The 13,350-nt window shown below is 37.4% G+C and carries 18 protein-coding genes, 3 tRNA genes and 1 pseudogene; 17 read left to right on the top strand and 5 right to left on the bottom strand.

Features of this window, described 5'->3' with window-relative positions; genetic code table 11:
- Positions 1-20: 20 nt before the first annotated feature.
- Positions 21-878 carry a T9SS type A sorting domain-containing protein gene (locus OZP13_RS07660; protein ID WP_281299228.1) on the top strand — a complete coding sequence of 286 codons (858 nt, stop codon included), beginning with the start codon at positions 21-23 and terminating at the stop codon, positions 876-878.
- A 77-nt stretch (positions 879-955) separates the two neighbouring features.
- Here the strand turns inward: OZP13_RS07660 and OZP13_RS07655 are convergent, their stop codons facing one another.
- Positions 956-2,179 carry an aminotransferase class I/II-fold pyridoxal phosphate-dependent enzyme gene (locus OZP13_RS07655; protein WP_269243285.1) on the bottom strand — a complete coding sequence of 408 codons (1,224 nt, stop codon included), beginning with the start codon at positions 2,177-2,179 and terminating at the stop codon, positions 956-958.
- Between the two features lie 180 nt (positions 2,180-2,359).
- On the opposite strand from OZP13_RS07655, the gene OZP13_RS07650 reads away from it, so the two are divergent.
- The 3 genes from OZP13_RS07650 to lpdA all read left to right on the top strand — a co-directional run bounded on the left by OZP13_RS07650 (position 2,360) and on the right by lpdA (position 4,996).
- On the top strand, positions 2,360-2,818 hold the full coding sequence (locus tag OZP13_RS07650) for an Lrp/AsnC family transcriptional regulator (RefSeq protein ID WP_281299227.1): 459 nt from the start codon (positions 2,360-2,362) through the stop codon (positions 2,816-2,818).
- 74 nt (positions 2,819-2,892) lie between these two features.
- Positions 2,893-3,132 carry a hypothetical protein gene (locus OZP13_RS07645; RefSeq protein WP_281299226.1) on the top strand — a complete coding sequence of 80 codons (240 nt, stop codon included), beginning with the start codon at positions 2,893-2,895 and terminating at the stop codon, positions 3,130-3,132.
- A gap of 460 nt (positions 3,133-3,592) precedes the next feature.
- Entirely contained in the window at positions 3,593-4,996 is a 1,404-nt protein-coding gene (gene lpdA, locus OZP13_RS07640) for a dihydrolipoyl dehydrogenase (protein WP_281299225.1), read from the top strand.
- Positions 4,997-5,057: 61 nt separating this feature from the next.
- Here the strand turns inward: lpdA and OZP13_RS07635 are convergent, their stop codons facing one another.
- Entirely contained in the window at positions 5,058-5,954 is an 897-nt protein-coding gene (locus tag OZP13_RS07635) for a DUF4349 domain-containing protein (RefSeq protein ID WP_281299224.1), read from the bottom strand.
- Between the two features lie 233 nt (positions 5,955-6,187).
- On the opposite strand from OZP13_RS07635, the pseudogene OZP13_RS18745 reads away from it, so the two are divergent.
- Positions 6,188-6,433, top strand: a pseudogene (locus OZP13_RS18745) (IS5/IS1182 family transposase); the annotation flags it as partial.
- Between the two features lie 107 nt (positions 6,434-6,540).
- On the opposite strand, the gene OZP13_RS07625 reads toward OZP13_RS18745, so the two are convergent.
- Positions 6,541-7,302 (bottom strand): C40 family peptidase, encoded by a 762-nt coding sequence (locus OZP13_RS07625; protein WP_281299223.1) that lies wholly within the window; start codon positions 7,300-7,302, stop codon positions 6,541-6,543.
- 95 nt (positions 7,303-7,397) lie between these two features.
- On the bottom strand, positions 7,398-8,576 hold the full coding sequence (locus OZP13_RS07620) for an acetyl-CoA C-acyltransferase (protein ID WP_281299222.1): 1,179 nt from the start codon (positions 8,574-8,576) through the stop codon (positions 7,398-7,400).
- A 306-nt stretch (positions 8,577-8,882) separates the two neighbouring features.
- Between OZP13_RS07620 and OZP13_RS07615 the strand changes: the two genes are divergently transcribed.
- From OZP13_RS07615 to OZP13_RS07570, 10 genes are all read left to right on the top strand, one after another.
- Positions 8,883-8,969, top strand: a tRNA-Ser gene (locus OZP13_RS07615).
- 14 nt (positions 8,970-8,983) lie between these two features.
- A tRNA-Pro gene (locus OZP13_RS07610) sits at positions 8,984-9,058 on the top strand.
- Positions 9,059-9,102: 44 nt separating this feature from the next.
- A tRNA-Arg gene (locus OZP13_RS07605) sits at positions 9,103-9,176 on the top strand.
- 53 nt (positions 9,177-9,229) lie between these two features.
- Positions 9,230-9,484 (top strand): GIY-YIG nuclease family protein, encoded by a 255-nt coding sequence (locus tag OZP13_RS07600; protein ID WP_269243279.1) that lies wholly within the window; start codon positions 9,230-9,232, stop codon positions 9,482-9,484.
- 2 nt (positions 9,485-9,486) lie between these two features.
- Complete coding sequence (locus tag OZP13_RS07595) at positions 9,487-9,858, top strand: GIY-YIG nuclease family protein (RefSeq protein ID WP_269243277.1); 372 nt, start codon at positions 9,487-9,489, stop codon at positions 9,856-9,858.
- A gap of 2 nt (positions 9,859-9,860) precedes the next feature.
- The gene (locus OZP13_RS07590) at positions 9,861-10,232 is read left to right on the top strand and encodes a GIY-YIG nuclease family protein (RefSeq protein WP_269243277.1); all 372 of its coding nucleotides are present in this window, start codon (positions 9,861-9,863) and stop codon (positions 10,230-10,232) included.
- A gap of 2 nt (positions 10,233-10,234) precedes the next feature.
- Entirely contained in the window at positions 10,235-10,606 is a 372-nt protein-coding gene (locus OZP13_RS07585) for a GIY-YIG nuclease family protein (protein WP_269243277.1), read from the top strand.
- A 2-nt stretch (positions 10,607-10,608) separates the two neighbouring features.
- Complete coding sequence (locus tag OZP13_RS07580) at positions 10,609-10,980, top strand: GIY-YIG nuclease family protein (RefSeq protein WP_269243277.1); 372 nt, start codon at positions 10,609-10,611, stop codon at positions 10,978-10,980.
- 2 nt (positions 10,981-10,982) lie between these two features.
- Positions 10,983-11,354, top strand: coding sequence for a GIY-YIG nuclease family protein (locus OZP13_RS07575; protein ID WP_269243277.1), 372 nt, complete (start codon positions 10,983-10,985; stop codon positions 11,352-11,354).
- Positions 11,355-11,356: 2 nt separating this feature from the next.
- Entirely contained in the window at positions 11,357-11,728 is a 372-nt protein-coding gene (locus tag OZP13_RS07570) for a GIY-YIG nuclease family protein (protein ID WP_269243275.1), read from the top strand.
- A 129-nt stretch (positions 11,729-11,857) separates the two neighbouring features.
- Here OZP13_RS07570 and OZP13_RS07565 read toward each other — a convergent pair whose 3' ends face one another.
- Positions 11,858-12,073 carry a transposase gene (locus OZP13_RS07565; RefSeq protein ID WP_269243636.1) on the bottom strand — a complete coding sequence of 72 codons (216 nt, stop codon included), beginning with the start codon at positions 12,071-12,073 and terminating at the stop codon, positions 11,858-11,860.
- 61 nt (positions 12,074-12,134) lie between these two features.
- Here OZP13_RS07565 and OZP13_RS07560 point away from each other — a divergent pair, with 61 nt between their 5' ends.
- Positions 12,135-12,791 (top strand): TatD family hydrolase, encoded by a 657-nt coding sequence (locus tag OZP13_RS07560; protein ID WP_269243274.1) that lies wholly within the window; start codon positions 12,135-12,137, stop codon positions 12,789-12,791.
- Between the two features lie 28 nt (positions 12,792-12,819).
- Positions 12,820-13,344 (top strand): WG repeat-containing protein, encoded by a 525-nt coding sequence (locus OZP13_RS07555; RefSeq protein WP_281299221.1) that lies wholly within the window; start codon positions 12,820-12,822, stop codon positions 13,342-13,344.
- The last annotated feature ends 6 nt before the right edge of the window (positions 13,345-13,350 follow it).

Genomic DNA, 13,350 nt, shown 5'->3' with positions numbered 1-13,350 from the left:
TAACCTAACACTTTTTTATCATGAAAAAAAAATTACTTTATTTAACTTCTATTCTGCTGTTTTCAGCATCTATTAATGCTCAAACAACTTGGGATTTTTCCACTGCAGCTACAACTATAGGGACTGTATCTACAAACAATTCTGCAACAATTTATTTGGATCCAACTGTTGACGCTGCAGCTGTAAAATATGGCCCTACTTATAATACAGGAACACCAGCAACTATAGTTACTACAGGTTTTCCTGGTCTAGAATTTGGATACAAAAATTCGACTTCTACTAAATATACTATTAATTTTTTAAATGAAGGTTATTTTCAAGCAAATGGAAAAGATGTTATTCTTACTATTACAGGTTGTACAGCAGGAGAAAACATAGCTGTTAAATATTCTGCAAAGAGTATTACACCTGTTATTGCTCAAGAGTTTGCAGTTCCATCAACAGTATCAGCAAGTATTGTTACGGCATTTCCAACAAATTGTACCGTTAATACAGCAACATCAACAGCTATTTCTTCAATAGGGACAGAAGATATTCAAGTGGTAAATCTTACAGTAACTGCTGACGGAAATGTTAACCTTTTAGCTGGTAGTCCTGGATTTCGCATTCTTAAAATTGTAAGAGGTGGTACTATTGTTTTAGGAGTTAATGACAGCTTCCAAAAAGAATCTGACGTAGTGGTTTATGCCAATGACGGTAAAATCAATTTGTCAAACATAAAATCAAGCACAAAAGTAGAGGTTTACAACGTACTTGGAGCATTGGTTCAATCAGCTCAAGCAGATGCAGATACTACTTTAGTAATCAACAGTGGTGTTTACATCGTAAAAGCACAATCAGCTGATGGTCAAAAAACCGTAAAAGTGATCGTTCAATAAGTAACGAAGCATTAAACTAAAAAGGAGAATATTCAACACTGAATATTCTCCTTTTTTTTTAGGTCTAATTTTGAGCATTAGCTCATCGAAACGGGTTTGGCTTTCAAAACGCCCAACTCCTCCATGCATTCTTTCATCATTTGATAAGTTCGCTCGATATTGTTGTCCAGTCCAATCGAAAACCGGATCAGTCCATCGGTCAAGCCCATTGCTTCTTGCTCTTCCAAAGGTATTTCACTCGATGTGGAAGTTCCCGGTGCGCTAAACAAGGTTTTGTAAAATCCCAAACTCACGGCCAAATACCCCAATTTTCGGCTTTGCATCAATTCCATCAATTCATTGGCTTTGTCCAAACTGCCAACGTCCAAGGTCATCATTCCGCCAAAACCATATTCGGGATTAATCATCGAGGCATACAATTTGTGACCGGAATGACTTTTCAATCCGGGATACACCACCTTCAATCCGTCTTTTTCAAAACGCTCTGCCAGATACATTGCGTTGTGGCTGTGTTGCTTCATCCGGATGTGCAAAGTTCTCAAATTCTTCATCACGCTGGCCGAACGCAAACTGTCCATCGTTGGTCCCAGAAGCATGTTGGCTCCATTGTTCACGTTCTTCAAACTGTCGATAAATTCTCTCGAGGCACAAGTCACGCCGCCAAGTGTGTCGCTGCTGCCGTTGATGTATTTGGTCAAACTGTGAATGACAATGTCGGCACCCAATTTGGCCGGCGAAACCGACAGTGGCGAAAAAGTATTGTCGACCACCAATTTGATGTCGTGTTTCTTGGCAATTTTTGCCAAACTCGCGATATCGGCAATTTCAAGCAAAGGATTGCTCACGGTTTCGCAATACAAAACCTTGGTTTCTGGCGTAATGGCCGCTTCTACTTTATCCATTTTCGTGATATCGACAAAGCTGGTCTTGATGCCCAATCTTGGAAGGAAGTTTTTCAAGAAAGCATAGGTTCCGCCATAAATGGTTCGGCTCGAAACAATGTGGTCGCCCGAACTGCACAGTTGCAAGAGGGTAGGCGTAATGGCTCCCATTCCCGAGGCTGCGACATTGGCGGCTTCCGTTCCTTCCATTGCGGCCAATGCCTGGCCTAAATACAAATTGCTTGGAGAGGAATGTCTCGAATACAAATAACAACCATCGGCATTGCCTTCAAAGGTGTCGAACATGGTTTTTGCGGACAGAAAAGTGTAAGTTGAACTGTCTGAAATAGAAGGATTTACACCTCCGAATTCCCCGAAGTATTGTAAATCCTGGATATTGTCTGCTGGATTGAATTCCATGGTAAAAGTTTTTTAGAGTTTGCCTATCAAAGTTCCATATAATTAGACTTATAATCAATGCTGTTGCCGTTATTTAGATTTTAAAACTGACTTAATTGCCAATGTTAAATTTATTTTCTACATTAGATGCAATAATTAAATTATTTCAGTTTTTATTACCAACCCTAAAACATCAAACCAATGACGCTGGACTCCATCGATAAAAAGTTGCTGTTGCTGTTGCAAAAGGACTGCAAAAAAACGACCAAAGAACTGTCGTTAAAACTCGATCTTTCGGTTACCGCCGTTTACGAACGCATCAAAAAACTGGAACGAGAAGGTATTATCGACAAATACGTGGTTTTGCTCAATCGTTCGAAAGCCGAAAAAGCATTTGTGGTTTTTTGCCACATTCGTCTCGTTCAACACACCAGAGAATTCCTGACCAAGTTCGAAAGCGATGTCATCCAACTCAAGGAAGTCCTGGAATGCCATCACGTGAGTGGCGACTACGATTATATCCTGAAAATTGTGGTCAAAGACATGGAAGAATACCGAGAATTCTTGGTTACAAAACTCACTACTTTGGATCATATCGGAAGCACGCACAGCAGTTTCATGATTAGTGAAGTCAAAAACACGACCGTGATTGAAATCTAGAAAAACATAAAATTTAAAAATTAATCTTAAAATAGTAATCAAAATTTCTTAATTTTGATTAAAACAGTATTTAAATGGAAACCAAAGCATTAAGAAAAAAACTTATAGTAGATTTTAGTAAATTCATTCAGGACGACACAAAATTGGAAGTTCTTGAGGGAGTTTTCGATGCCATTAATAAGGAGGAGTCAACTTCTTTGGTTTCTGACGAGCATTACACTAAAGTAGAAGAAGCCAGAGCGGAGTATCTTTTGGATATAAGTTCAGCGAGTTCATGGGAAGAGGTAGAACATCGTTTGAATATTTTACTTTAGTGAAATTTTAATGGTAAAATAATTATTGTTGTTTATGATTTGTCATTTCGACGAAGGAGAAATCACATAACGAGAGCAACCAATTAGAGCAACCAATTAGAGCAACCAATTAGAGCAACCAATTAGAGCAACCAATTAGAGCAACCAATTAGAGCAACCAATTAGAGCAACCAATTAGAGCAACCAATTAGAGCAACCAATTAGAGCAACCAATTAGAGCAACCAATGAGATTTCTCCTTCGTCGAAATGACAGATTAAGAAATAGGTGCTATTTAAAAAATCGTTGCCCAAAATTTTATAAAGTCTTTTCTATATTCGAAACTATTGTTTATTCCGTCTTTCATACTTCAATAAATCCAACAAAAAAGCCGTAAATTAAGCAAAATTGCCCTTGCCATTGAAATTGTCCTTGCAATTTATTTCTTATTTTTGCATCACTAAAACAAAAACACAGATACCATGAGTTCATTTGACGTAGTCATTATAGGTTCAGGCCCAGGCGGATATGTTTCGGCCATTCGTTGCGCACAGCTAGGTTTCAAGACCGCCATTATCGAAAAATATTCCACTCTTGGAGGAACTTGCCTTAACGTGGGTTGTATTCCGTCAAAAGCATTGTTGTCGTCTTCCCATCATTACAGCGAAATTGCCCATTTTGCCGATCACGGAATCGAACTTTCGGGCAAAGTGAAAGTGAATTTGGAGAAAATGATTGCCCGCAAACAGGCTGTTGTGGATCAAACTTCGGGAGGAATCAATTATTTGATGGACAAAAATAAAGTAACGGTTTTCAATGGTTTGGGGTCGTTCGTGGATGCTACCCACGTGGCTATTGCCAAAGCGGACGGAACTTCGGAAACCATCGAAGCCAAGAATATCATTATAGCAACAGGTTCCAAGCCTTCTTCGTTGCCTTTCATCAAAATAGACAAAGAAAGAATCATCACTTCAACCGAGGCTTTGGCTTTGAAAGAAGTGCCAAAACACCTTGTCATCATTGGTGGCGGCGTTATCGGAATCGAGTTGGGACAAGTGTATTTGCGTTTGGGAGCACAAGTTTCGGTAGTGGAATTCATGGACAGGATTATTCCGGGCATGGATGGTGGCTTGTCCAAAGAATTGACCAAAGTCTTGAAAAAACAAGGAATGAAATTCTACGTTTCCCACAAAGTGAAATCCGTGGAAAGAAAGGGAGATGCCGTAACGGTTCAAGCCGAAAATGCCAAAGGGGAAACGATTACTCTCGAAGGCGATTATTCACTGGTTTCAGTGGGTCGTCGTCCTTATACGGACGGTTTGAATGCCGACAAAGCCGGAGTTAAAATTACGGACAGGGGAAGGGTGGAAGTAAACGATCATTTACAAACCAATGTTCCGAATATTTACGCCATTGGTGACGTGGTTCGTGGAGCGATGTTGGCACACAAAGCCGAAGAAGAAGGAACGATGGTTGCCGAAATCTTGGCGGGACAAAAACCACACATCAATTACAACCTGATTCCAGGAGTGGTGTACACTTGGCCTGAAGTGGCAGCTGTTGGTCAAACCGAAGAGCAATTAAAGGCTTCCGGCGTGGAGTTCAAATCAGGCAGTTTTCCTTTCAAAGCATTGGGGAGAGCAAGAGCGAGTGGAGATTTGGATGGATTTGTAAAAATTCTTGCCGATAAAAAAACAGACGAAGTTTTAGGAGTTCATATGATTGGTGCCCGTTGCGCCGACTTGATTGCCGAAGCGGTAACCGCCATGGAATTCAAGGCATCTGCCGAAGATATTGCAAGAATGAGCCATGCGCATCCCACTTTTTCGGAAGCGATAAAAGAAGCGGCATTGGCTGCTACGGAGAACAGGGCATTGCACGTATAATTTGGAAATTATATTCTAAAAAAACAAACCCCGTCCAGTTATGCTGGACGGGGTTTTTAATTTAGTTTTCTTTATGAAAATATTTTTTGAATATAAAGTAGCCTCCAATTCCAATCAAGATAACAGACCAGAGTTGTGCCAAAACAGCAATAATTCCTTCGATAACATACCAACCTGTTTTTATGCCATCCAGAATTTTGGATCCGAAATTTTGCCTGTACGTTTTTGCATTGGCAACCATTTCTTCTTTGATGGTTTCTCGTTGGTAAATTTGCAAAGTCAGCGTGCTGAAATTTACTTGATCTTTCAAGGAAAGATTTTCAAGTTTGCTGTTGTCATTTTGCTCTTTTTGGTTTTTCAAATTATCTTCGGCTGCCATGACTTCGTTCAATTTTTTGCCCTTGGTATCGATTGCTTTTTCTAAACGTTTTTCTTGATTTGCACTTCGATTTTGTTGCATTTGATTAGACAATATTTGCAGTGAAACATCATCTGCTTTTATAATTCGATATTCAAGAAAATCAATTTGTTTGGCTATCGTTTTAATTACGGTATCCAGACGAATATTTGGCACTCGAATGGTGATGTTGTTTTCGACAGCGTATTTCGTGATTTCAAGAGTGCTGTCCTGACTTATTTTGGTTTCTGATTTGTCGGAAACAGTGCTTTGTAAATTGGTATAGGTAACAAAGCCCCCAAATTTGTTGGCCGTGTTTTCAATGGCATAAGTAGAATTGGCCACATTTTTAACCTTAAATTTGAGGTCGGCCGTTCTGACAAATTTTCGATCACTATTTTTAGGTTCCACCGCTGCCGATGACGAAATTACATTTGTAGTGTCAACAACCATGTCACTGTTGGATTGATAGGCAGTTTCTTCAGCTGATTCCGCTTTTTTACAGGAGATGGCTAAAAAGATTATAAGTGAAGCCAGTACTATTTTGGGAGTTTTAATCATGAAAAAATAAATTTAAGTTTACTGTTTGAATAAATGAAAGCTGTTGTAAATATAGCTTTATTCCTAATAGTAAAACAGAGATAGAAGAATAATTTTACACTTTTTTAGACTATTCAAATGGATAACGAAGTGTTTTTTTTCGGGAGTTTGAAAAAAAGAAACCCGTTCTTTCGAGCGGGCACTGAAAAAGTCTTTTTTTTTAAATACTGTTAAAAAAAAGGAGTAGGAGTGCCGTTTCCGATGTTGATGTAGCGGAACGTTCGCGTTAGGATACGTCCTTTAAATATTTTTTGGATATGAATCTAGAAGACGATTTTATCAATCCGGGTTCGTTGACAAAATTCAGAAAACTACGTTTGAAAGTCACCGACTTATTAAGAGAGCGTTCCAGACTACTACGAAAAACAGTATACGCCTTTGACGATCAATTAAAAGAACGTATGTCTCAAAAAAATACCGACAATGAGTTAGAAATGGAATGGGGTACTACCTTGAAATCCTGTTATAAGCGTTTTTTATTGTCTAAAAAGAATCTAATCAAAATAAGAAGGACTTTTTCAGTGTCCTCGAACTAATCGGGATTTTTTTATACAATTTTTTTGATAACTCGAAGCTTGTGTGTGTGTCTGTTGGTTTCGGAATTGTATATTCCCAAATGATCCAGGCGGTCTATGCGAACTTTTCCACTGGCGTGAATGATGTAATTGTCATCCATGATAATGCCAACGTGAATGATATTGCCTTCTTCGTTATCGAAGAAAGCCAAATCTCCAGCTTCACTTTCTTCGATAAAGCTCAAAGCTTCGCCCTGTGTTGCTTGTTGCGAAGCATCCCGCATCAATTTATATCCATTAAGTTTATAAACCATTTGGGTAAAACCCGAGCAATCTATTCCAAAAGGAGTTTTGCCTCCCCAAAGATAAGGTGCGTTCAGATACATAAATGCGGTATTCAACAGGTAATCCTTGGGCTTGACACCGCTGATTTTTGTGCCTTCAAAGTTAAAATTTGACGTATTGATGTCTCCATGGTTCAAAAAGGACAAAGAAGCTCCCAATGGAATCGGGAGCAACATATTATTGGGTCCCGTAATATATTCTAGTAAATCTGCATTTAAAACGATAACGTCTTCCGATAATTGGTTGTACTCAGATTCAGATATGATTTGGTATTGTTTGGAATCAACCCAGCCTTCATAATCGTCGTATTGCAATTTTATTTTAGACCATTGATTCAATTGTTCCAGAATTTCAAAATGTTCACCAAACAGGACTTGGGAAACGATTTCACTTCTATCATTGGGTTCAAATCGAAGAGGGATGATGGCTAGATTACAAATTCCGAACATTTTATACAATTAAAAATTAAAAATTACGAATTAAAAATCAATGTCGTATTTGTTTGCAAAACTAAATGATTACGGGTTAAATTTTTAATTTTTAATTAATACTTTTCAACAACAATTGCTGAAGCTCCACCGCCACCATTACAAATTGCCGCAGCGCCAATTTTTCCTTTATTTTGATCTAAAACATTCAGTAAAGTGACAATTATTCGAGCTCCGGAACATCCCAAAGGATGGCCCAAAGAAACAGCCCCTCCATTTACATTTACTTTGGAATCGTCCAGTCCAAGGATTTTGGCAGTGACTAGACCAACCACGGCAAAGGCTTCGTTGAATTCGAAATAATCCACGTCATTTAGGGTCAATCCAGCTTTTTCCAATGCTTTAGGGATGGCTTTTGAAGGAGTGGTGGTAAACCATTTAGGCTCTTGGGCTGCATCAGCATAACTTTTGATGTATGCCAAAGGTTTTAATCCCAATGATGATGCTTTTTCTTCGCTCATTAACACCAAGGCTGCAGCGCCATCATTTATTGTGGATGCATTGGCTGCTGTCACGGTTCCGTCTTTTGTGAAAACTGCATTCAATGAGGGGATTTTGTCTAATTTTACATTAGTGAATTCTTCATCCTTGGAAATGATAATTGGATCGCCTTTTCTTTGCGGAACTGCCACAGAAACTATTTCGTTGTCAAATTTTCCGTCTTCCCAAGCTTTTGCAGAACGCTCATACGATTGAATTGCGAAGTTATCTTGCTCTTCACGGGTAATTTTGTATTCGGCTGCACATAAGTCGGCACAAACGCCCATGGCGTTGTTGTCGTAAGCATCAGTCAGTCCATCTTTCTGCATTCCGTCAATCATTGTTGCTGGGCCAAATTTATATCCGTTTCTCAAATGTATGTAATGCGGAATCAAACTCATGTTTTCCATTCCTCCGGCAACCACGATTTCGGCATCGCCGCATTGGATTGCTTGTGCACCCAACATCACCGATTTCATTCCCGAGGCACAAACTTTATTGACGGTAGTGCAGGCCACGGAATTTGGTAAACCTGCATAAATTGCGGCTTGTCTGGCTGGAGCTTGACCTATGCCGGCTTGAGCCACATTGCCCATAAAAACTTCATTAACCAAATTGGCGTCGAGTTGTATCTTGTCTAGCGCTCCTTTTATGGCAATTGCTCCTAATCTTGGCGCAGCAACGGTGGATAATCCTCCCATAAAGCTTCCAATAGGAGTTCTGACAGCGGAAACGATGACGACTTTTTTGAGCATGATGAAGAGTTATTTTGTTTGAGATGCTAATTTAATCATTTTGGGTAAATACTAAATTACATTTTTGATATTATTATGTTTGGATATCGGAAAACCTTGAAATATTATTATTCAATATTCTTTTATCAATATTCATTATAAGAAAAACAAAAAAGGTTTCATTGAAAAATAGCTATGCATTTGATTGTTAATGTTTTTGAATAGGGAGTAAAAAAACATTAAAAAAAAGAGGTCAATAATTTGTGAAATATAGAATAGAACCCTACATTTGCAACCGCTTAAAAGAAATATAAGTTCATATTTATTGGAGAGTTGCCTGAGTGGCCGAAAGGACATGTTTGCTAAACATGCGTATGGGAAACTGTACCAAGGGTTCGAATCCCTTACTCTCCGCTTTTTTTGCACTTCGGGGTGTAGCGTAGCTCGGTTATCGCGCCTGCTTTGGGAGCAGGAGGCCGCAGGTTCGAATCCTGCCACCCCGACTAATTATTAAGTTTTCTTTTAATTAGTTAATTTAATGATTAATGGAGGCATAGCTCAGCTGGATAGAGCACCTGCCTTCTAAGCAGGCGGTCGAAGGTTCGAATCCTTCTGCCTTCACAAAAACCACTCAACCGAGTGGTTTTTTTGTTTCTATTTTAGATCTAAAAGAAATGAATTACTTCTATATTTTATATTCAAAGGAGTTGAATCAATATTATATTGGTCATACTTCCGAAAGTTTGCACGAGCGTTTGCGTAAGCATTTGTCTAATCACTCAGGATTTACGGCAAAAGCAAAAGACTGGTTCGTAATTTATTATGAAGAGTTTGAAACCAAATCATTGGCTTATAAAAGGGAATTGGAAGTCAAGAAATGGAAAAGTAGAACAAGAGTTGAAAAATTATTAGGAGAATCGAATCGATAGTTTTGCTGGATAGAGCATCCCGATTTTTAATCGGGACGGTCGAAGGTTCGAATCCTTCTGCCTTCACAAAAACCACTCAACCGAGTGGTTTTTTTGTTTCTATTTTAGATCTAAAAGAAATGAATTACTTCTATATTTTATATTCAAAGGAGTTGAATCAATATTATATTGGTCATACTTCCGAAAGTTTGCACGAGCGTTTGCGTAAGCATTTGTCTAATCACTCAGGATTTACGGCAAAAGCAAAAGACTGGTTCGTAATTTATTATGAAGAGTTTGAAACCAAATCATTGGCTTATAAAAGGGAATTGGAAGTCAAGAAATGGAAAAGTAGAACAAGAGTTGAAAAATTAATAGGAGAATCGAATCGATAGTTTTGCTGGATAGAGCATCCCGATTTTTAATCGGGACGGTCGAAGGTTCGAATCCTTCTGCCTTCACAAAAACCACTCAACCGAGTGGTTTTTTTGTTTCTATTTTAGATCTAAAAGAAATGAATTACTTCTATATTTTATATTCAAAGGAGTTGAATCAATATTATATTGGTCATACTTCCGAAAGTTTGCACGAGCGTTTGCGTAAGCATTTGTCTAATCACTCAGGATTTACGGCAAAAGCAAAAGACTGGTTCGTAATTTATTATGAAGAGTTTGAAACCAAATCATTGGCTTATAAAAGGGAATTGGAAGTCAAGAAATGGAAAAGTAGAACAAGAGTTGAAAAATTAATAGGAGAATCGAATCGATAGTTTTGCTGGATAGAGCATCCCGATTTTTAATCGGGACGGTCGAAGGTTCGAATCCTTCTGCCTTCACAAAAACCACTCAACCGAGTGGTTTTTTTGTTTCTATTTTAGATCTAAAAGAAATGAATTACTTCTATATTTTATATTCAAAGGAGTTGAATCAATATTATATTGGTCATACTTCCGAAAGTTTGCACGAGCGTTTGCGTAAGCATTTGTCTAATCACTCAGGATTTACGGCAAAAGCAAAAGACTGGTTCGTAATTTATTATGAAGAGTTTGAAACCAAATCATTGGCTTATAAAAGGGAATTGGAAGTCAAGAAATGGAAAAGTAGAACAAGAGTTGAAAAATTAATAGGAGAATCGAATCGATAGTTTTGCTGGATAGAGCATCCCGATTTTTAATCGGGACGGTCGAAGGTTCGAATCCTTCTGCCTTCACAAAAACCACTCAACCGAGTGGTTTTTTTGTTTCTATTTTAGATCTAAAAGAAATGAATTACTTCTATATTTTATATTCAAAGGAGTTGAATCAATATTATATTGGTCATACTTCCGAAAGTTTGCACGAGCGTTTGCGTAAGCATTTGTCTAATCACTCAGGATTTACGGCAAAAGCAAAAGACTGGTTCGTAATTTATTATGAAGAGTTTGAAACCAAATCATTGGCTTATAAAAGGGAATTGGAAGTCAAGAAATGGAAAAGTAGAACAAGAGTTGAAAAATTAATAGGAGAATCGAATCGATAGTTTTGCTGGATAGAGCATCCCGATTTTTAATCGGGACGGTCGAAGGTTCGAATCCTTCTGCCTTCACAAAAACCACTCAACCGAGTGGTTTTTTTGTTTCTATTTTAGATCTAAAAGAAATGAATTACTTCTATATTTTATATTCAAAGGAGTTGAATCAATATTATATTGGTCATACTTCCGAAAGTTTGCACGAGCGTTTGCGTAAGCATTTGTCTAATCACTCAGGATTTACGGCAAAAGCAAAAGACTGGTTCGTAATTTATTATGAAGAGTTTGAAACCAAATCATTGGCTTATAAAAGGGAATTGGAAGTCAAGAAATGGAAAAGTAGAACAAGAGTTGAAAAATTAATAGGAGAATCGAATCGATAGTTTTGCTGGATAGAGCATCCCGATTTTTAATCGGGACGGTCGAAGGTTCGAATCCTTCTGCCTTCACAAAAACCACTCAACCGAGTGGTTTTTTTGTTTCTATTTTAGATCTAAAAGAAATGAATTACTTCTATATTTTATATTCAAAGGAGTTGAATCAATATTATATTGGTCATACTTCCGAAAGTTTGCACGAGCGTTTGCGTAAGCATTTGTCTAATCACTCAGGATTTACGGCAAAAGCAAAAGACTGGTTCGTAATTTATTATGAAGAGTTTGAAACCAAATCATTGGCTTATAAAAGGGAATTGGAAGTCAAGAAATGGAAAAGTAGAACAAGAGTTGAAAAATTAATAGGAGAATGGAATCGATAGTTTTGCTGGATAGAGCATCCCGATTTATAATCGGGACGGTCGAAGGTTCGAATCCTTCTGCCTTCACAAAAACCACTCAAACGAGTGGTTTTTTTGTTTCTAGTTGTTATTAATTCGTGTATTTTTAGATCAATCCGGGATCAATCGGGTCAATTCTAAAACCTGTGGAGCGATATATGCGTAAATATTGGTTAGTCTAAAAAGGAAAAACTCAACATTTCTGACTCCCCTGAATTGCGCTCTGAATGCTTTTATTTTGGCATTGAAAGATTCTGCCGAAGCTTTGGTGCTTTTGTTGTCAAAATTCGTGGTGAACTTTTTTAAAAGTGAATTCCATGTTAAAATGGAGCAATCTTTCCAGAATATTAACTTTGTGGCTTTATAACTTTTAAACTATTTTTGCCCAATGCAATACTTCAATTTACATACCCACCAATTCACGAATCAACCAGATGTATTGGAATTGGTCAATCAATATCCACAGGAATTTGATGCCGCGATTCCGTTTTATTCCATCGGGATTCATCCGTTGTACATAAACGAAAACCGATTGGAAAAGGATTTTCAAGTGGTGGACGAGAAATTGGCCTTGCCGGAATGTTTGGCTCTCGGCGAATCTGGTTTGGACAAACGTTCTGAAACGCCGTTTGAGGTGCAACAATCCGTTTTCGAAAAACAATTGGCATTGGCCGAAAAACACCAAAAACCGGTCGTGATTCATTGTGTTGCCGCTTTTCAGGAATTGATTGAAATAAAGAAAAGATTGAAAATTACCGTTCCCATGATTGTCCACGGATTCTCCAAAAAAGTGGAACTCGCCAAGCAGTTAATCGACAATGGATTTTATGTTTCGTTTGGAAAAAATTTATTGCGAAACCCGGAATTGGAACCGGTTTTTCAAAGTATTCCAAACGATAGATTCTTGTTGGAAACCGACATAGTCGAGGAAGGAATCCAAGAAGTATATGCCTTGGCAGCGAAATATAAAGGAATGGAATTAAATGAATTACAGGAAATAGTGAATAAAAATTATAATAAAGTTTTCGTAAATAATTCATTGTAAATCTTGGTTTCAATTAAAAAAACTTATTATGAAGACAATCAAATTTAATGTACTGTTTCTTTTTGCTCTTTTGGTAATAAGTTTTTCTTGTAAAAAAAATATTGAGAAGGAACCAAATAAAGTTGGGAAATTGATTTTTAAAAGGGATGACAAAACTTCAATGTATGCCTATTTTGATGAAAACGGGAATAAAGTACTAGGAGATTATTTAATTGCTTATACAGATACAATTACTGATTATGGAATTGTAGGTCGTAGTCCTGTTTTAATTGATAGAAATGGAAAACATATTTATGATATTTTTTGTTTTGATAATGGGCCAGATTACACCAGTGAAGGAATATATAGAATTGAAAAAAACGGAAAAATTGGTTACATTGATTCTATAAGTTCCAAAGTATTGATTGAACCAAAATTTGATTGTGCTTACCCATTTAAAGATGGAAAAGCAAAAGTTAGTGTCAATTGTAAAAAAGTGTATGATGGAGAACATTATACTTGGGAAAGTAATAATTGGTATTATATTGATAAAAAAGGGAATATAGTAAAGTAAAAAATT

The organism is Flavobacterium limnophilum (assembly GCF_027111315.2).
Lineage (GTDB): Bacteria > Bacteroidota > Bacteroidia > Flavobacteriales > Flavobacteriaceae > Flavobacterium > Flavobacterium limnophilum.
The sequence above is the reverse complement of the archived record's forward strand: the minus strand, read 5'-3'. Positions and strand labels throughout refer to the sequence as shown.

Coding starts and splice junctions, on each gene's coding strand:
- OZP13_RS07660 (WP_281299228.1), top strand. CDS start 21: ATGAAAAAAAAATTACTTTATTTAACTTCTATTCTGCTGTTTTCAGCA.
- OZP13_RS07655 (WP_269243285.1), bottom strand. CDS start 2,179: ATGGAATTCAATCCAGCAGACAATATCCAGGATTTACAATACTTCGGG.
- OZP13_RS07650 (WP_281299227.1), top strand. CDS start 2,360: ATGACGCTGGACTCCATCGATAAAAAGTTGCTGTTGCTGTTGCAAAAG.
- OZP13_RS07645 (WP_281299226.1), top strand. CDS start 2,893: ATGGAAACCAAAGCATTAAGAAAAAAACTTATAGTAGATTTTAGTAAA.
- lpdA (WP_281299225.1), top strand. CDS start 3,593: ATGAGTTCATTTGACGTAGTCATTATAGGTTCAGGCCCAGGCGGATAT.
- OZP13_RS07635 (WP_281299224.1), bottom strand. CDS start 5,954: ATGATTAAAACTCCCAAAATAGTACTGGCTTCACTTATAATCTTTTTA.
- OZP13_RS07625 (WP_281299223.1), bottom strand. CDS start 7,302: ATGTTCGGAATTTGTAATCTAGCCATCATCCCTCTTCGATTTGAACCC.
- OZP13_RS07620 (WP_281299222.1), bottom strand. CDS start 8,576: ATGCTCAAAAAAGTCGTCATCGTTTCCGCTGTCAGAACTCCTATTGGA.
- OZP13_RS07600 (WP_269243279.1), top strand. CDS start 9,230: ATGAATTACTTCTATATTTTATATTCAAAGGAGTTGAATCAATATTAT.
- OZP13_RS07560 (WP_269243274.1), top strand. CDS start 12,135: ATGCAATACTTCAATTTACATACCCACCAATTCACGAATCAACCAGAT.
- OZP13_RS07555 (WP_281299221.1), top strand. CDS start 12,820: ATGAAGACAATCAAATTTAATGTACTGTTTCTTTTTGCTCTTTTGGTA.